The organism is Marinobacter sp. NFXS9, from assembly GCF_040148665.1.
GTDB lineage: Bacteria > Pseudomonadota > Gammaproteobacteria > Pseudomonadales > Oleiphilaceae > Marinobacter_A > Marinobacter_A mangrovi.
The window spans coordinates 1-19,510 of record NZ_JAGDDW010000025.1 but is presented as its reverse complement, the minus strand read 5'-3'; the positions used below and the strand labels follow the sequence as shown (position 1 = coordinate 19,510).

Here is a 19,510-nt window from a genome sequence, read left to right as displayed (position 1 = left end):
CGTTTTGCAATATCGAGCCCAATTACTGACACTGTCATTGGCCCCCTCCTTATGGCTCTCGTTGAATTGTTCGCACGATCAACCATGGCACATCGATGCCGAAGAGTGGGAGGGGACCATCCCATCAACTGAATGCCCACACATAGTACTTATTTTTCAGGAGTTATAATCGGAGGCAAGCTCTGGCAGGGATTCCTTTGCAATTTGCTTTGCAAGCGCTTCCATAAAGGCATCGATCTTCTGATCGTCATTTGACGTGCATGATCCACTCATCGTAATTCTTCCTTGAAAAATATTTTTTATGCCTTATTTCTTAGCATGCGCAATAATACATATAACGACCAAGATCCTACTGTCAGGAAAAAACTTATGATCGCGCTAAAATAAATTGGTTTTTTTAGCAACAATTCCCACATAAGAACTTCATCGCGGCTACCAAATAGAACCGACCCCTTTTGACCAACGGCGAAAAATAAACATATATACCCCAAAAAAATGCCTGCTACGCCGATCGCTAACCCTAAACCAATAGAAAGATTCTCAAAGTGGCTAGCATCTTTATTATACACCAAACCAAAAATCACAGACATTACTAATGATAGCACAAAGCTGAAAAATGCGGCTGCCCCGGCTTCACGACCCAAATGGGACGCGGCTTCCGAAAATACAGTTAAATTTACCATTTCGAAATTTGGACTAAATCCCAATCCGGATAAATAAAAAATCCAGAATGATATAAAGCTTGAAAGAAGCACCGTATTTGCTAGAGTTTCGCCCATTGCTCCGGATCTTTTTGTCACACCCAACCTCATTTGATCAACATTATTAATATGCCTTTACCCTTCACTATAACTCTAATATGATTATCGATTATCATATCGAATCAAGTGTTATGAATTATAGATTGGTACTCTGAAGCTGCAACCACAGAAGCGATTAAAAGTAGCGCAACTACGAGAACCCTTTTTAAAAAAATAACTCAATACTTGAACAAAAATCATAAACTTTGCCTCTCCCCCAAACTTTCCTTCTTGTAACGAAGCAAAGGCGACAAAAAGTACTCGATTAATCGCCTCTGCCCGGTTTTAATTTCTGCCGTATGAGTACGAAAGCATCAATCACAGGCGGTAACTGACATCACCTCTATTTCCAAGAGTATCTGGATGCTGAGCCAGAGAACATTTTCTTTGAGCTATTACGACCGAGTGAACTTTCAGTCACGAAAGAGACAGCGCGGGACGGTGCCATCGATAGCTTGGTTGTGGAAACCCCTGCTGAAATCATGGACGGCATTGCGATCGCATGGATTAAGAAGCGCAAGCTTCAGAGAGCGGTTGACGGTTCCGTGGGTAGCGAATATAGCGGCACCGACTGCCCAAGGGACTGAAAAATTCGTCGAAACCGGAAATCCATTAAAACAACATCATTACGGATTTTACGCTGTTTATTACTTTAAAACGGCTTACTAAGCATAAAATACTATTGAGCAAAAACGATCAAGATTTTTTAGGCACCGCCACAGTCATACGGCTTGGTTGGTTTTAGTAAATCAGTTACTTCTCTATCGTTTAAATAGTCCGAAAATGATTCCCCATTTTCCTCGATTGCAAGGCATGGATTTGCTCCATATTCGAGCAATACTTTTACACATTTGGAGCCACATCTCCCCCGCTCATATGCCAGGTATAGTGGTGAAAACCCATTCGTTGGTCTGAAATTGATATCGGCATTAGAGTTATCTAAGACGTATCGTAGAGTTTTCTCATTTACAAAACGCAACATCCCCGTGAAGGCCGTAAACTGATTAACATACATTAGCTTATTCAAGTCAGGTTTCTGCGCCAACACTGGCTCTAATAATTCCAGATTGTTCTTGCTTGCGATGAATGTGGACAAATACATACGACCTTGTAATTTATGATCAACATTTCCACCAGCAAGTAAAAGGACTTTGAGAATTTCAGGCTTATTGTAACCGACGGCGAGGAACATTAAATTTCTAGGCTCGCCCAATTTGTAGTTGGGATCCAATCCTTCTCCGATCAATGAACGAATAGCCTGTACATCATTTTTCCTTATGGCGTCGATTGCAGCATCTTGCATTTCCGATTGATGCTCTGATGCGACAACCACGGAAGCCATCAACAACAGCGAAATTAAGAAAGCCTTTTTTAAAAATGAGTACAATGCTTTAACCAAGAGCATAACCGTTACCTTTCCCCCAAAAAAATGTCTGGCGGAGGGAGTATTCCTCCGCCAGGTCAGGCGTTACGCTCCAGGTTGCCAGGAGTTAGCGATAGTGGATTGCACCTGATTTTGCTCCTCAGGTGTTAGCGTGATTTCACCGCCCGCGGGATCGCCAAAGGCGGCCATTGCCGAAACCAGCTGTTCGAGCTGAGTTGACGTAATTTCAGCATCATCGGTATGGATACTATCCAACTGCTGAGCATCGTTTGCATACCAATCCTGCACTCGGACCCGGTCATCACTGCCCAGTACATCGGCAACAAGATCATCGCCATCGCGGGAGAACCACAACTCGGATTCATCAATGCCCGTTGCAAAATGCAGCTGATCATTCCCAGTACTATTTGCGAGGTTGTTGATAGTGTCCTGACCATCACCGGCAGCAAATAGGTAGGTATCGTCTCCTTCCCCTCCAAGCAAATAGTCGTTGCCAAGATTACCGCGAATCACATCGTTGCCGGCGCCGCCATCAACGAAGTCTGCATCGGATGAGGCCAGGATGGATTCTGCGGCGGCAGTACCCACCACGAAGTTGCCAAAAGCACGTTCATCGGGCAGTCCCTGATAATCCGGAGAACCCTGAGGGTCTGGATTGCTCAGCCCAAAGGCGCCGAAGATCTGGTCGGATGTAAGCTGGCCCCCGGAACCAAATTCAATGCGATCCAGCGTCTGGTCGCCACCGGCAAAGAAGTCCTGGATTGTGACCGTATCGGAACCGCCACTGATTTGAAGTACCAAATCATTTCCGGATTTCATCAAACCACTGCCAACTTGGTTGAAGGTGATGTCGTCAAAGTAGAGCACATCCTCGCCACCGCCCCCGTTATCGATCACGTCCTGACCGTCGCCAGCACAGAACTGATAGGTATCATCTCCGCGGCCGCCAATCAGCGTGTCTGCACCGAGTCCGCCTTTTAAGACATCGTGACCATTGCCGCCTTCAAGACGGTCATTGCCATCGGCTCCAACCAAAGAGTCGTTACCGTTGAAACCTTGAACCAAGTCGGCTCCAGAGCCACCACTCAATGAGGCATCATCGCCAGATGAACCCGTGATGGTTTGATCGAAGCCGGCCGTCGGTGTTGGCTCGGAAAGTCCGAAGGCACCATAGATCTGATCTGACGTCAGTTGGCCACCTGTTTCGAACTCCATGGTTTCGATCACCGCATCGCCGCCAATGAAGAAATCTGTCAGCGTGACTTGGTCCGGTCCACCGTCTACTTGAAGAACCAGATCGTCACCGGATTTCATCAGGCCGGATGCCACTTGGTTGAAGGTGATGCCGGCGCCAAACCGAAGCACGTCGGTGCCACCTCCGCCCTTGATGACATCCTGGCCACCGGTGAAGACGTAAGTGTCATCGCCCTCCCCGCCTTCGAGGCGGTCGTTGCCGTCTGCCCCCGTCAGGGTATCGTTACCGACGCCGCCGACCAGGATGTCGTTGGTAGAACCACCGTTGATAACGTCATCGCCCCCCAGTTCGGGGGAAGGGGTTGTGCCAGGATCCTCTGAGCCACCAGTGTCATCGCCTCCATTGGTACCGGAACCACTGTCATTACCATCGTTGGGATCAGTTGATTCGCCTGGCAGGGCCGTCAGCATATTGGCAATCTCGGTGGCCATAATAGCATTGCCTCCATCCGTGGGCTGGACGTAGGTAATGGCGAATTCACCCCCAAGGAAGTGATCGGTGATCCGTACCTGTTGCTGTAAGTCGCCGTCGACCAGGATCACCAGATCGTTGCCGTCCTGGTGGTAGCTTAAGCGGTCGCGGTCAAGGCCATCGAGGAAAAAGACGCCATCAGAGCCGCCACCCTGATTATCGATGGTGTCGACGCCTTGACCGGCCTTGTAGTAATAGCTGTCATTTCCAGCGCCGCCTTGCAGAGCGTCGTCGCCATCTTCGCCGACCAGAATATCGTCACCCTCACCACCGATCAGGACATCATTGCCAGTGCCGATGCCTCCACCATTACCACCGTAGATTTGGTCGTTGCCATCGCCGCCTTCGACCTGGTCGTCACCGGCCATGCCAAACAGCGTATCGTCTCCACCGAGCCCCTTAACCAAATCACTACCGGCGCTACCCGCAAGCTGTTCTCCACTGTCGGTGCCGGTTACGACTGACTCGAAATTGCCTTCGGTTTCGCCAGCCGCGACGCGCTGATTGATCTGCGTGGTGGAAATCATGTAACCACCATCGGGCTGGATCCAATCAATTGCGGATTCGCCACCGAGGAAGTGGCCGACCACACGTACGCTGCCTGCTGCCCCATCATCGATGAGTAGTACTAGGTCATCCCCATCTCGCGTGAAACTGATTCGGTCCTCGGTTGCACCACCGGTGAACAGGACGCCGTCGACCCCACCATCCTGCGTGTAGATGGTGTCGTCGCCATCCCCGGCTCCGAAAACGTACTTGTCGTCGCCGAGCCCACCCGTCAGGGTATCGTCACCCAGGCCGCCGTTGAGTTGGTCAGAGCCGTCACCGCCAAGGAGCGTGTCGTTACCGGCACCTGCGTCGAAGTAGTCAGCATCCGCACCGCCATCAAGCTGGTCGTTGCCTTCACCGCCAAACAGGCTGTCCTCCCCAGCACCACCGAGGAGGGTATCGTCACCAGCGCTGCCTTGAAGGCTATCGCCGCCAACGCCTCCCTCGAGGGTATCGTTACCATCCCGGCCGACCAGATTGTCAACGCCTTCGCCGCCGATCAGGTGATCATCTCCTTCATCACCATCAAGGTAATCATCACCGGCTTCACCGCGAATAATGTCGTTGCCGGCACGCCCCCAAACTTTGTCGTTACCCGCTCCCGCAAAAATATCTTCATTCAGGTCTCGGTAGCCGATCAATTGATCTTCGCCAACCGTCCCAACGGTAACCGATGCTTCCTCAACATCCAGATCGGACCATTCCGTACCGTCTGCGAAGACAAAGCGATTGACCTTGAAGTGGTTGGTCGGCTCCTGGAACCAGTTCTTGATCAGAACGCCGTCATTGCCGTTGGCGTGTTGAATCTGCAGGTCGTCACCACTGCGGGCAAAGGACAGGTCGTCCACCACGATGCCCGGGCCGAATTCCAGCATATCGTCAGACGCCTCAACGTTACTGTAGGCTTCGCCATCCCGTGTCTCGATGAGAGTGTCCTGACCATCCCCGAGATTGAAGCGATACGTATCATTGCCGTAAGAGCCATACAGCGTATCGTTACCGGCATCGCCCTGAAGGATGTTTGTGGTTTCGGTCCAGGGATCGACGTTGGCAACCAACGTGTCATCACCCTCGCCACCGAGCAACGTGTCAGAGCCTTGGCCGTGGAGTTCATCGCTACCATCACCACCCGAAAGCAGCCCTTCGCCTTCCAGGTAGTCATCCCCTTCATTCCCTGAAAGCTCACCATTACCGTAGAGTTCGTCATCACCGGCACCGCCGTTGAGGGTATCGTAACCACCGTCCCCGTACAGGATATCGTTGCCGCCATCGCCATTCACGATATCGTTGTCGCTGCCCCCATGGAGGGTATCGGCACCATCACCACCCGACAGCGTGTCCGAGCCGGAATCGCCATACAGCTCATCGGAATCAAGACCGCCTGATAGCTCATCGGATCCTGAACCACCATGAAGTGTGTCATTTCCGGCGTCGCCAAAAAGAACATCGTCCGCGCTATCACCATAGAGAAGATCAACTCCCTCACCGCCGTGAAGCTCGTCATTCGCTTCACCACCATGAAGCTCATCGTCTCCGGCGTCACCGTGCAGCGTATCGAGGCCCTGGCCACCGTCTAGGGTGTCGTTGCCGATCCCCCCATGGATTGTGTCGTCGCCCTCAAAGCCTTGGATATGATCGGCCCCCTCACCGCCGCTGATGGCTTCATTGAGGTCAAAGCCCTCGATGACATCGTCAGCGGAGGTGCCTTCAACAGCCTGAGCAATTAGGTCAGCAAAGGTCCATGTTACGCCGTCCGAGAACCCAACAGCTTCAATGCTAGACGACTGGAGTGTTGAACCACTTCCCTCAAACTGATCCTCAATGCGTAGAACATCGTTGGTGCCAGAAATGATGATGGTAAGGTCATTCCCCTCTCTTCTGATCACGACCTCAGTGGATGCAATATCCGTCATCTCGATCCGGTCATTGTCACCCAGATCGGAGATGACATCCGTACCGTACCCCTTTGCAAATTGGTACACATCATCCCCGAGCCCGCCAAACAAAGCGTCATCGCCTGTGTCGCCGGAGAGCGTATCGATACCCAAACCTCCTTCGAGGTGATCGTTACCGCTTCCGCCGGACAGCGTATCATTGCCATCCTGACCAAATAGCTCATCTGCTCCAGTACCACCTTCGAGCTGGTCATCCCCGAGTCCTCCGCGTAGCTCATCTGAGCCTCCGTTACCAGCAAGGTAGTCGTCCGTGCTGTAACCACGCAGGAGGTCGTCGGTCTCGTGTCCGATTAGCGCCTTGTCGAGCAGCTGTTCTTTGTTCCAGGCTGTACCATCCGCGAACTCGACACCGGCAATAGCACGAGAGGTTGTCCCCTCATCCACGAAGAAGTTGTTGACAATAATCTGATCAGCCCCCAGAGACAGCACCAAGTGATATCCATCTCTGGTAACGACGACGTCGCTTGGCAATACAGCATCAGTAAATTTGACGACGTCATTACCTTCCGAATCATCATTAAATACGGTGTCAGTACCATCGCCAAACCCAAAGACAAAGCGATCGTTGCCAGCGCCACCGAACAAGGCATCGTTGCCCGCTCCGCCGGCTAGCATGTCATCGCCCTGTCCACCTTCGAGGTGGTCTGAGCCCGCGCCGCCATTCAGTGAATCGTCTCCTGATTCACCGTATAAAGTGTCGTTGCCCCCAGAACCGTCGACAGTGTCGTTGCCTTCATCGCCATACAGGATATCGCTTCCCGCTAACCCATCGATCGTGTTGTCCTCGGCATCTCCCCGAATCACATCGTCATTGTCAGTCGCTTCTATGGACCGAATGTTGACATCTTCCGCGGTGAAGACTTGCGTAATTCCTGAGGCGGAGTGATAGAACCCGATACTCCTGGAAGACAGCAATCCAATGCCGGGGTAGTAGTTCTTGATCGTAACCTTGTCGTCTGGAGCTCCATCGAAAAGGATATCCAGGTCTAGCCCATTTCGCCGGAAGATCACGTCATCGAGTTCAATGTCTGAAACGTAGATTGTCGTTAGGCCATCATCATCATAAATGGAATCCTGACCATCACCTTTAGTGAAATAGTAATTATCGTCACCGGCGCCTCCATAGAGCTTGTCGTTCCCTAGGCCGCCAATCAGATTGTCATTGCCATTGCTACCTTTCAGGCGATCCTGACCTTCTTCACCGAACAGGGTGTCTTCGCCCTCTCCCCCCTGAAGGTAATCATCGCCCAGCCCACCTTGCAGTTCGTCTTGGCCAAAGCCGCCATTCAACGAATCGTTTCCGTTCCCGCCGGCCAGCAGATCATCCCCACCTTCACCAAACAGGGCATCGTTTCCATCATCGCCCACCAGTTGATCATCACCGTCCCGACCATAGAGACGATCAGAGCCGCCACCGCCCCATATCTTATCGTCACCTGAATAGCCGGAGATAACTTCGGATGTATTATCGCCGGCATATTCCGCCGCGTCCGAGAGTACATCGACTAGCTGAACCGTGGTTCCGTCATCATACTCAAGCACTTCTACCAGGCTATTGGGTTCCACAAAGCCATTCTTGATTGTCACTGACGTATGGAGGTCATCTTTTGTGATGTCGATGACCAAGTCCCTAGCAGTCCTTCTGTAGCTGACATTTTCAGCTGAAATGCCTGCTTCAAGTTTTATCTTGTCGACAATGGATTCGGAGTTATCGTAATCCTGAATAACATCATGGCTACCGTCAGAACGTACCAGGTAGATATCACTCCCGGCTCCACCAGATAGGAGGTCATCGCCGGCCCCTCCATCAAGGGTGTCGTCGCCGCTCCCGCCGAAAAGTTGATCGCTTTCATCTCCACCTTTTAGGGTATCGTTACCAGTTCCGCCATCGAGTTTATCCTCCCCGGTACCACCATGGAGAATGTCGTTGCCTTCGTGACCAAGAAGCTGATCGTTGCCTGCCAAACCATCCAAGACGTTGTCAGTCGCATCACCATGGAGTTCGTCGTCCGTAGCTCCAGCGGTGAACGCTAACGTTTCCAACTCTTCAGCAGTCCACTGAGCCACGGAACTACTCGCATCAGTGAAAACAACGGCATCAATCTTGTTTTGTTTGCTTGTGAAGAAACCACCAATACGAATCTCTTCCCCGGAGTCGCCGACGAGCAAGAGCAGGTCTGTCCCAGTCCCGCGAACCAAAACGTCTCCGGGCAAGATTCCGGGGCCGAAGGAAACGACGTCAACATCGTCGGCACTTCCCCGGTTCAGAATGAAGTCCAACCCATCTCCCAAGTTGAACTGATAGGTATCATTTCCGTCACCACCAACTAAATAATCGTCGCCATGGCCGCCGATCAGCGTATCGTTGCCGCCATCACCTTCAAGGCGATCATGTCCTTCACTACCCTGAAGCTCATCATTTCCTGATCCGCCGTAAATTAGATCGTCACCCGAGTCGCCAACGATGAGATCATTACCGCCGTCACCATAGATTTCATCCGAACCGGCGCCACCCATGAGGTGATCCTGCCCTGCCTTGCCATAGATCTGATCGTCACCACCCAGTCCGTTGAGGGTGTCGTCCATGGAGGTGCCATGGAGTTCGTCACCATCCTCAGTGATCTCTTGGGATTGGACGTTGATCTCGTCAAAGTGCTCGGGGCCTACTTCTACGCGGCTGCCATCATCGAAAACAATCGCATCCACATGATGGTTCTCCGTTCCCTCGCCACGGAAATGCGAGGACACCCGAATAGCATCGTCTGAGTTGTTGATCTCGACGACGAGGTCGCTGCCCTGCCTGTAAATCGTGACATCGTTGACCGCGAGTCCACCATAGACGTGGATAACGTCCTCTGCTCCAGCTCCCGAGTCGTTGTTCACAACACGGTCACGACCGTCGCCCACACCAAATCGATACGTATCGCTACCATTGCCCCCTTGAAGCTCATCGTCACCGCCGCCACCGACGATAACGTCGTCTCCATCGTTACCGTAGATCGTGTCGTAACCATCGAGGCCGTACAGGAAGTCATTTGCCTGAGTGCCTGACAAAACATCTCGACCGTGAGTTGACTCGTTGACGACGGCGTAAACCAGAGCATCCAGCTGGTTATTTAGATCTACATTGTTGGCCGGGTTTTCTATGTAGGAAGTAACCGCATCCCGAAGATTGTCGATGTTAACGGATGTCTTCGTGTTGACGCCCTGAATAGCTCTAACGAAGCCGGAAAGCGTATCCAATGCCAAATCCGGGTTGGCGTTGGCATAGGCGAATAACTCTGGAACAACCTGTGTGAAGTCACCTTCCCAGACACCTGACGCCTGCTCGGTCCAGGGAATGTCCTCGAAGAATTCTTTAAGATGACCGTTAGCAGCCATTTGGAAATAAACGGTGCTTACTAAATTCTCGAATTTTGCTTTGTATCGTTGTGCGTATACCTGCCCCGTACCTCGCGGTCGATCAATCTCCATTCCAAGGAATTCACCGATTGCCTGTACCTTGCGGGTGTCTACTGGCGAGTGATAGTGATTGTGGTATTCCCCCTCCTGCCCTGTCCATTTGAAGATAATTTGTTCAACAAGGTCCATTCTTTCCGCGTGACTCGTAGAGCCGACGAACTGCTCCACGAGATCTTGTAACTCTCCAGACTCATCCCGCGCCATTGCCTGGTGCAGTGAGTTAACCTGGCCAAAACCTCGGGCATCTGGCAGCAACGTGATTTCAGGTGGAAGTTCGACTTCTTCGCCAATAGAATCAGTGACATTGGTGGCGAACCAGACATCAGTCATGGTCAGGGTTTGGCCCTGCGCGTTGGTGTACTGACCTACTTGCTTGTGGGCGTTCCCAGCCTGGTCTTCGTAGTTCTGCTCGGTATAATCCAAGAAAAGCTGTGTAACCCCGGCATCTTCTAGCGTATGGAGCTCGCCTTCATCTGTCACACCGTTTTGGTTCTGATCCTGGAATATTCTCAGTTCGGTGAAGAGTTCATCACTGGAGTCGATTACTCCGTCTGAGTTTGCATCCAGTTCCTGTAACGCTTCGAAGCCATTTGACGCCGCAGAGCCGTCAGAAAGGAGGGTTGAGCTTCCAAAGAGCTCTTGTCCGTTGTTGATTCTCCCATCGCCATTACGATCAAGGGCTAGCAAGCCATCATCCGGCGCGACAAAGCCCGATAATTCTCGGAATGAATCAGCACCATGGTCAAAGTGGATGTCCGCCTCAAAACCCACGGTTTCAATTCCGTCTCCGTCTAAATCAAGGATTAGAGGAGATGCGGGAGTCGGAACAGGCGTCGGAACCGGCACTGGAGGCACGGGAACGGGGACCGGAACGGGCGTAGTTATTAGGGTTATACCAAGATCTCCGTCAGAGAAGTTCTCGATAGTCAGCCCATTATTAACAACCAAGGTACTTCCGCTACGCTTATAAACGTACTTTCCGCTTGAGCTTTTATATGTATTTTCAGGATCGTCCTCTGACCGGCTACCACCTGCCAAAATCCGACCACCAAGTTCTATCTCACCTTGTCCATCATCGTCTAGAATAGTGTCTTGGCTATCAACAAAGTATTTGTCATAGCCTACACCACCTTCTAACGTGTCTTGGCCGCCTCCCCCGATTATATCGTCGTTTCCTAGACCCCCTACGATATAGTCGGCTCCGCCGCGCCCTATCAAATCATCATCACCTGCCCCGCCATTGATGTTGTCAGCAGCATCACTTCCGATCATTAGGTCATTTGACCCAGTGGATGCCAATTCGTCAGAAGGGTTAGATTCAGGCTCTCCGGAGGCCCAGTTGTCCTCGATTGAAGTAACTCCTCCCTCCAGATCATTGACAGCTGAGACTAAGTTTTCTCCACCCTCAATAAAATTGGCATATTGCCCTTGGAGTGAAGACAGTTCTGAGATTTTTTCTTCGATTGCCTCATGATATTCCCCTAAGTCATAACTTTCACCAAGAGAAATAAGCTGATTGAAATCTGATTCGAAACCTTTAAATTGGGTATAATAACCATTAAGCTCCGATGTAAAAGCATTCTTAAACTCATCCGTAAAGCTTTCTAATTTTCCATCACCCCAATTTTTGTCAATTGCATCTCGTAAAGCGAGGGTGGCACCTGCCAAATTAGAAGCGAGCACAACCTGCTGTACTGAGGCACTGGTGAACGTAGACTTAATCAAATCTTCACCATGCTTTTCGTTTGAGAACTCTTCCATTCCTCCAGAATACAATTTATTCCATTCATCTTTGCTTAGCTTGTGTCTCGAAATATAAGAATCTATTTCGTCCACATCGTCATTTATTTCTTTAATCGCACCTTCTAGCGCATCATTAAGACCATAGTTTCCGGTTTGGTTCTCAACTGCCCACTGAATCAAATCTGCAGCTGCTTTGCCACGAAATATCTCTAGAAGGGATAGCCAACTATACACGTCCGCTACATCCTTCCCCTTTTGCAGACCCACGGACCAGCTCTCTTTATAGTTCCTGGCAAAAACGATAGCAGCATTTCTCTCGTCCCATGCGGCGCTATATTCCTGAAAAGTGCTATATTTAGACATGTCAAGTTCCTTTTAGATGTCATTCCAACTTTCTGTGAGAAGATTATATATTTTATTGGAGCGAGGTTTAGCGAGAGCTATAAATGTTTTATTGCGATAACTCGGCATGAGATTTACAAAAGCTTTGGCAATGGCGTAATTGTCATTGACTATTGCAAAAACAAGAATACTGGGACTCAATCCCGATCCCTGTTGCACGTGGCGTTGCATGATTTCAATTCTTACATCGTTTGAAAGGTCGTGCTGGATAATACTCTGGTCGATCGGTATCTGGCGCTGGTTACTTGACCAGCACACGGGATTTCTTGTATCAGCTTCATGCTTTAGCAGCAGTCTAATTATTGATTCATTTGTATTTATAATAGCAGTACCAAGAGGTGAACACGTATTTTTTAATACCAGATTGGGGTCGGCGCCGAGAGATAATAGCCGTTCTGCAACCTTATCAAAATTCCGGTATACGGCGACTCTCAAGACGCTATCTTCTCCGTTACTTCCTATTGGACAAAGATTATTGACGTCTGAACTAGAAGGCTCGTATTTTTTTATTGAATCTAGAACCTGGTGTTCACTGTTTTTCCTGTCAACTATATCTTTATATAATCCCGAACATATATCGTTTGCCCATGCATTCGAGGAAAAAACCAGAACGACCAAGTACAAGAAACAGCTATAAATTGTCTTCGGTAATTGATTCAAAATTTATAACCTTCTGAATTTCAAATAAATAAAATTAATTTTATATTGAGAAACCACTTCATTAATTGGAATATTTAAGAGGCATGCCAAGAAGAACATTTTACCTCTTACTTTTGTCGTTCCCTCGGAAAATCATGATACAATCTATTTTTTATATTAAAATCGGTAAACGTAATACTTATTGAGTTATCTAGACTTTCAACCATGTGCCAAGAAGATATGGGAAGAAAGATGGCGTCTCCTGGTTCAAGAACAACTTCCATCCCCATTGCTTTTTTAAATAATGGGTAATTTCTCGACTCCAACTTCCGGATATTGATTGCGCTAAAAACACCTTTATCATTGTACATATATGGAACTTGAAAAGCGGGGTAAATTGTGACCTTCTTCCGCCCATACAATTGGACGAGCATGTTATTCGTCAAATCGTGATGCAGAGGAGTGAAGGTGCCTTTAGGTCCGAACCACAATAAGTTCTGACGATACCAAGTCTCTGGCTTCCGATAGCCTTGATAGAAGTCTCCAATATCCTGAAATAGAGCTTCGATTCCCTCCAGGCTTTTTTGGGTATTCCCTGCCGTCATGTAGTAGTCGTTCGTGGCGCCGCCCTGAGTGACCATGTCCACGAAATCACTCATCAAAACCCGCTTTTTATGGGCCCTTGCGTTCCGCTCGTAATCGGGATCACTGTCACGACCGTGCTGAATCTCGACTTCAGCCAGCCCAACTTTTTCGCGAAAATACTCTGGAGTCCAAAGCTTTAGCGCTGGCCAGTGATCTACTCCGCCCTTTAGAACAACTGGGCGCATTTTACTGTAGTACTGTTCAACGAAAGTTTGGAAATCAGGTACCTGTCGTACCTCGATTTCGCCCGCATAATGTCGATCCAGTCGTCCGAGGGCATCAGCTGTTTGCAGCAGCCAGTTACGCTTCTGTAGCAAGTGATGGCTTTTTTGGCCGGCTTTAATAAACGGGTGATCTTCAATGAGCAAAAGCTCAGCACCGATATCCAGATCAGAATAGCCCTGCTCTCTCAGCACATTCTGTATTTCTGGTCGCCTAACGCCCGCGATGACTTGACCAGCCATCCATTCACGCCACTTAGCATGGATTTTGGAGACAGGCTCACGGCCGTTAAGTCTTTGGGCCGCCTTTCGAGCAACTAACAGGTCGTACCAGCGATGCAACCGCTCAAGCCAGTAATCAAAGGCTTTCGTATCGTGCTTGCGCTTATGGCTGGCTAGCAGATTCAGATAGAAGACGGTGGTGTAATGATCTACCAATAAACTGTTAATCCTCCTGCCGGACAGCTTCTCGTATGTCGTGATCATTCGATACGTGAGATCTGGTGAACTCAGGTTCATAACTGAAATATCTTGATGAAGATCACCAATCTTGCAGTTCCCAAAATCAATGATTCCTGTAACCGACTGGTGCCGGTCATCAACCAATACGTTGCTGCCATGCAGGTCAAAGTGACCAAAGACAAGATTGGCGTCGGGCACCTGAAGAGCACGCTGGTTCTTGACAACCTCTGTCACCAAAGAACTGATTACATGGTCGGTGTTTGAGCCTAGAAATTCTTCGATCTGATCGCAGGAGATAACCCATGACGGGCTCAGAGGTATATGCCCGGATATCTCTGCGGTAGGAATGGAATGCAACTGAAACAGGAAATTGGAAAGCTGCTCAGCCAATTGGTCCTTGGATAAATCGGACATGGCATCGTAATGCTTACGACTAAACATTGCGCCTGGGAGCTTTTTGTATCTGGCTAATGGTACCGGGGTGTTATGGATCTCAAGGTCCGGTATCGGTAGCTCCACCCTTTCCCGGATCATCCCAGTAATCGCCTTTTCTGCCGCAATGCCACTCACCCCTCGACTTGGTCGAGGAAATTTGACAATAAATTCCTCGTTGACCTCAGCTACGATGCTTTCATGGGTGTTAGGATGAAACGTTACCGAGCTCGCATTCTCGCCCGGGAATGCTGCTTCGTAAGTTGTTCTTACTGCCTCTTCGCTATGTGACTGAAACAGCGATGGTCCTTGAATTTTTTGGTTGGATGCTGGTGCAGGGTTGATCGATTTTCGCTTCCTGCGGCCCTGGCAGCAATACAGTTTTCTCTTTGCGTAAGTCGGATCATCGTCCGATTCAGACGATTTGAGGGTGACGTCTTCGAATATTTCCTTAACAAACTCAATCTGTTCTTGCTGTTGTCGCTCGTCGCCATGACTTTCAAAAACCATCAGATCTGAAAGGTCAGCACAGAATTCAAAAACAGCCTTCCACCTCTCAACCCATAGGGCGATATTCAAGAAGAAGCAAACATCAACCTGCTGCCCCATCAAGAAATTGGGAATCAGCGATATGTCTTCCCTGTCTAGATCAAATACATAGTAATGAATATTCGTGTACTGGCTGGACGCCTTGAGAATATTGGCCGCATTGATGCACTTCGGGTTGTAATCGATACCGACACCCAGTCGAATCTGTGGCGCTAACGTGTGCAAGATCCCGCCATTGGAGCACCCAACATCGAGTACCGTCTTCCCAGTCAGGTCTACTCCAAGTTTTTCCAATCGTCGTGCGGGATCACGTTGCCCTCGGAAGTGTTGACCATTCAAACTAACGGAATGATAGCCGGCTACCAGGTTATGACTATCAAACCACGCCTTATTGGCTTTTGTGTAATCCAGGACGTTGAGTATGGATTTAGTGTCATTTAAGTCGGACATCACATGTTCCCGTTTAATTGTCACAATTCTGATGACTGACCACCGTTAAGCGCATCTAAACGCCCTTAACGCTCTCCCAAGCTCTCCTGCTTATATCGGAGCAATGGTGCTAGGAAGAATTCAATCACACGTCGTTGGCCAGTTTTGACTTCGGTAGTCACCGTCATACCCGGGGTCAGATCGACTAATCGTTCATTCACCCACAAGGCGGGCTTCGCTAAGACCAACCGGGCCTTGTAAACCAGCCCAAGCTTCTCGTCTTGGATCGCATCAGACGATATGTCTGCCAGCTTGGCGTCAACCACGCCGTATTTGGTGAAGTTGAAGGTATCAACTTTCACTTCCGCCGCTTGCCCGGGGTGAATAAAACCAATGTCTTGGTTGAGGAACTGCGCCTCGACCTCCACCTGGCTTTCTCTCGGAACGATCTTCATCAGTTCTTGAGCCGGTGTGACCACCCCACCTACGGTAGTGACTGCCAACTCCTGGACTGTGCCGTCGATTGGAGCGGTCAGTAGGTATTGGTTGCTGCGCTCCTCAGCTTTGAGAAGCTCTTCTTTTAATGAGGATTCCTTAACCGTAACCTCCTGCAACTCCTGAAGGGTGTTTTTATAACGTTCAGATATCAGCGTATCCTTCTGCGCCTCGTTAGCAGCAATGCTCGCCTTGAGCTGGTTGAGGCGCGCTAGTTGGACTGAGACATTTTGCTCAACCTCGATTTGCTCTTGCTTCACTTCCAGAAAATCCATCCGGGAGCCCGTGCCTTTCTTCTGCATCTTGTCGTAGGCGGCCACCCTTTCGTTCAAAACCACTAACAGACGTTTGTTTTTCTGGGCCTCGGCTTGCACCATTTGTTTTTCGGCTAATAATCGATCAGATTCTTGCTTGATATTGCTTAGACGCGCTCGTATTTCTGCTATCTCCTGATTCAACAGCGACTGGTGCCCAGAGATATGCGATCTAAGTTGTGGGTCCGCTGTAGACAGGTTCGTGATGCCATCGGAAGGTGATTCAAACCAATGTGCAAAAGCAGTTAGTCGTAGACGCTTTAGCGCCGCGCCGCGCCACTCTTCGCGAAAGCGCCGAACGTCTGTCTGGGTGATATTGGTATTGAGCGTGATAAGAGGATCACCAGCCTCAACTTCTTGTCCCTCGTTCACATGAATTGCTTTAATGGAAGCGGTTTCCAGCGGTTGGATGACCTTAACTCGCTCGCTTGGAACCACCTTGCCCTTGGCCACGGCAACAATGTCGATTTTTCCAAAAGTGGCCCATAGGACGGCAATCGCGAACAGCGAAACAATGGCATAGAGGATGATGCGGCCAACCGGAGATGCTGGGGTTCTCTCGATCTCGATTGCTGCCGGCATGAACTCGTAGATGTCGCGCGCCGACAATATCTCTTTTTTGCTAGACGGATTCATGTCAGCTTTACCGCCTGGATTTGTTCGGGACCATGGGCGAAAGACAGACCACTCACTGTCCGACTGTCTCTTGATGAATTTACTGAAGTAGAAGGGCCTTCATTCGCTGATGATCGTGAACTCCGGATCGGTAATGACTCATTTTGATAATCGTGTAGCCTGGAGTAATAGCCCTGCCTCGCGAGCAACTTGTCATGGCTACCGCTTTCTACAATTCTTCCTTCTTCGACAACAATGATCCGGTCCGCATGTCGCACGGTCGTAAGACGGTGAGCGATGACAAACACGGTCCGCCCATCGCACATGGCTCGCATGTTCTCTTGGATAACCCGCTCTGATTCATAGTCCAGTGCACTGGTGGCCTCATCGAAGATGAGTATCCTTGGGTTTGTAATAAGTGCCCTGGCGATAGCAATACGCTGACGTTGACCACCGGAAAGTGAGGCCCCCTGCTCCCCGACCTGAGTGTCGTAGCCTTCGGGTAGTTGCACGATAAAATCGTGGGCGCCAGATAACTTTGCGGCATGGACGACAGCGTCCATCGGAAGGCTCGGATCAACAAAGGCGATGTTGTCTTTCACAGATCCGTTGAAGAGCCGATTTTCCTGCAGCACGACCCCGACTTGACGTCGAAGCCATGCAGGCTCCATTTGCGCCAGATCAATGCCGTCTATGAGCACCTGGCCGGATTCCGGCAAGTAAAGCCTTTGAATGAGTTTGGTGAGTGTACTTTTCCCGGATCCCGAACGACCTACCACGCCAATAATTTCGCCCGCCTCGACATCCAGCGAAAGCTGTTCAAGAACAAGGGGAGCGTCGGGCTGATAGCGGAAAGAAATGTTATCAAAGCGAACCTTGCCCTCTATTCGGGGCAAGGTCGTGCGGTTAGGATTATGGCCAGGTTCCGCCGGCGTGTTGAGAATGTCCCCAAGCCGCTGAATGGAAATCCCAGCTTGCTGAAAGTCCTGCCAGAGCTGCACCAGCTTTAGGATCGGACCACTTACCCGGCCCGCTATCATGTTAAAAGCGATAAGTTGACCGATACTTAAATCATTGGCCATAACCAATGAGGCTCCGATCCAAAGGATCAGCACCGTCACGATTTTGTTGATGAATTGTGCCGTCTGGCTGGCAATGTTTCCTAGGTTGGTCGCCTTGAATGACGCAGCAACATAGGCTGCGAGGTTTTCCTCCCACCGCCGCTGCATCTGCGGCTCAACAGCCATCGCTTTGACGGTTTCAATCCCATACATCGATTCGGTCAAGAATGCCTGATTTTCGGCACCCCGCTTGAATTGTTCGTCCAAACGTCGGCGTAGTATCGGTGTGATAACAACCGAGAGAACGACATAACACGGAATTGACCCCAGCACGACCCAAGTCAGAGTCGGGCTATAAAAGTACATGACTGCAAAGAAAATAATTGTGAAGAAGAGGTCGATGACGAGGGTCAATGCCGAACTGGTAATAAAATTTCTGATCGTGTCCAGCTCTCGTACACGCGCAACGGTATTACCGACCTGGCGGCTCATGAAATAGGCGATGGGTAAGTGAGTGAGGTGGTGGAAAAGCTTTGAACCGAGGGTTACATCCACTCGATTGGTGGTATGGGAGAACACATAGTTTCGGAGCCCGTTCAACACCACATCAAAAATTGAAATAACGATCAGCCCAAAAGCCAGCACATCTAAGGTGGTTAAACCTTTATGAACCAGAACCTTATCAATCATTACCTGGAAAAAAAGAGGCGTGATCAGGGCAAACAGCTGGATAAAAAATGAGGCGATGATGACATCGCGAAGCAAGTGCTTGTACTTCAGGATTGCTGGAATAAACCAACTGATATCAAACTTGCTACCACCGCCCGGCAATAAGCTCCGCTTGGTCGCGAGAATGATTCCTCCGCTCCAGCGTTCCAGGAACTCATCTTTTGACAGCTTCTCTGGGGACGCCTCGACAGGATTCTGTATCAAGACTTCGTCGTCGGATGCCTTGGCGACCAGCACAAATTGGCCGCTGACCAATTCCGCTATGGCGGGAAGCGCAATACCCGTTAACTTGTCCCAATTTGTGTTAAGAGCTCGAACTTTGAGCTTTAAATGACGTGCAGCACGAACGATCTCAGATTGCTGAAAGGATCGATCGTGAGACCCGAAATGATGACGGAGTTGGCTGGAATCAACGGCTACTTGGTGAAAGCGCGCAAGCATAACGAGCGCGGCAAGGCCGGTATCCACCTTCCCTGTTGGCGGAACGGACTGCATCCTTGTCCTTCTTTCTTACTGCTCCATTTCCAAGTAAAGCTAGCACAGCATATTTGCAAAGAGAATGAGTTCCGTATCTTTTTCTATTCTGCCCTGAAAAACGTGACCCTTGTCACAAACGACTCCAGATTCGCCCGGTTATCGGAGCTCCTTGAAACACCCACAACTTTCCATTGTGCGGCTATAGAAATGTTCCCGCCGGGCTGCAAAGCCCCCAGCCCTTACAGATTTCATAAAAGTTCTCTTCTCGCAAGACCTGACTGACATCTCATCTAAGGAAGGTCTGAATAACCGCCGATTTTCACCAGTATCGATTTGAGCCGGTCAAAACCCGGAAATTCAGACATCAATCTCCCGTTACTTGTATGTTTTTTGCCCATTCTCCGCCAGCTTGGCGGAAAAC

7 protein-coding genes are annotated in these 19,510 nt (G+C 49.8%); all 7 read right to left on the bottom strand.

The genetic code is table 11. The annotated features are described in order from the left end of the window. Nucleotides 1-299: 299 nt before the first annotated feature. The 7 genes from J3364_RS22105 to J3364_RS22075 all read right to left on the bottom strand — a co-directional run bounded on the left by J3364_RS22105 (nucleotide 300) and on the right by J3364_RS22075 (nucleotide 19,107). On the bottom strand, nucleotides 300-800 hold the full coding sequence (locus tag J3364_RS22105; RefSeq protein WP_349560327.1) for a hypothetical protein: 501 nt from the start codon (nucleotides 798-800) through the stop codon (nucleotides 300-302). 706 nt (nucleotides 801-1,506) lie between these two features. Beyond that, complete coding sequence (locus J3364_RS22100; RefSeq protein ID WP_349560326.1) at nucleotides 1,507-2,205, bottom strand: ankyrin repeat domain-containing protein; 699 nt, start codon at nucleotides 2,203-2,205, stop codon at nucleotides 1,507-1,509. Nucleotides 2,206-2,268: 63 nt separating this feature from the next. Next, nucleotides 2,269-11,982, bottom strand: coding sequence for a calcium-binding protein (locus J3364_RS22095; RefSeq protein ID WP_349560324.1), 9,714 nt, complete (start codon nucleotides 11,980-11,982; stop codon nucleotides 2,269-2,271). A 12-nt stretch (nucleotides 11,983-11,994) separates the two neighbouring features. Continuing rightward, nucleotides 11,995-12,456 (bottom strand): ankyrin repeat domain-containing protein, encoded by a 462-nt coding sequence (locus J3364_RS22090; protein ID WP_349560322.1) that lies wholly within the window; start codon nucleotides 12,454-12,456, stop codon nucleotides 11,995-11,997. A gap of 332 nt (nucleotides 12,457-12,788) precedes the next feature. Further along, nucleotides 12,789-15,419, bottom strand: coding sequence for a cupin-like domain-containing protein (locus J3364_RS22085; RefSeq protein ID WP_349560321.1), 2,631 nt, complete (start codon nucleotides 15,417-15,419; stop codon nucleotides 12,789-12,791). Between the two features lie 65 nt (nucleotides 15,420-15,484). Further along, nucleotides 15,485-16,843: an HlyD family type I secretion periplasmic adaptor subunit gene (locus J3364_RS22080; RefSeq protein ID WP_349560320.1), complete on the bottom strand. Its 1,359-nt coding sequence runs from the start codon at nucleotides 16,841-16,843 to the stop codon at nucleotides 15,485-15,487. Continuing rightward, nucleotides 16,840-19,107 carry a type I secretion system permease/ATPase gene (locus tag J3364_RS22075; protein ID WP_349560319.1) on the bottom strand — a complete coding sequence of 756 codons (2,268 nt, stop codon included), beginning with the start codon at nucleotides 19,105-19,107 and terminating at the stop codon, nucleotides 16,840-16,842. The genes J3364_RS22080 and J3364_RS22075 overlap by 4 nt, the downstream gene beginning before the upstream one ends. Between the last annotated feature and the right edge of the window lie 403 nt (nucleotides 19,108-19,510).

What these genes read in the sequence shown, in the direction of transcription:
- J3364_RS22100 (WP_349560326.1), bottom strand. Translation starts at nt 2,205, where the DNA reads ATGCTCTTGGTTAAAGCATTGTACTCATTTTTAAAAAAGGCTTTCTTA.
- J3364_RS22095 (WP_349560324.1), bottom strand. Translation starts at nt 11,982, where the DNA reads ATGTCTAAATATAGCACTTTTCAGGAATATAGCGCCGCATGGGACGAG.
- J3364_RS22085 (WP_349560321.1), bottom strand. Translation starts at nt 15,419, where the DNA reads ATGTCCGACTTAAATGACACTAAATCCATACTCAACGTCCTGGATTAC.
- J3364_RS22080 (WP_349560320.1), bottom strand. Translation starts at nt 16,843, where the DNA reads ATGAATCCGTCTAGCAAAAAAGAGATATTGTCGGCGCGCGACATCTAC.
- J3364_RS22075 (WP_349560319.1), bottom strand. Translation starts at nt 19,107, where the DNA reads ATGCAGTCCGTTCCGCCAACAGGGAAGGTGGATACCGGCCTTGCCGCG.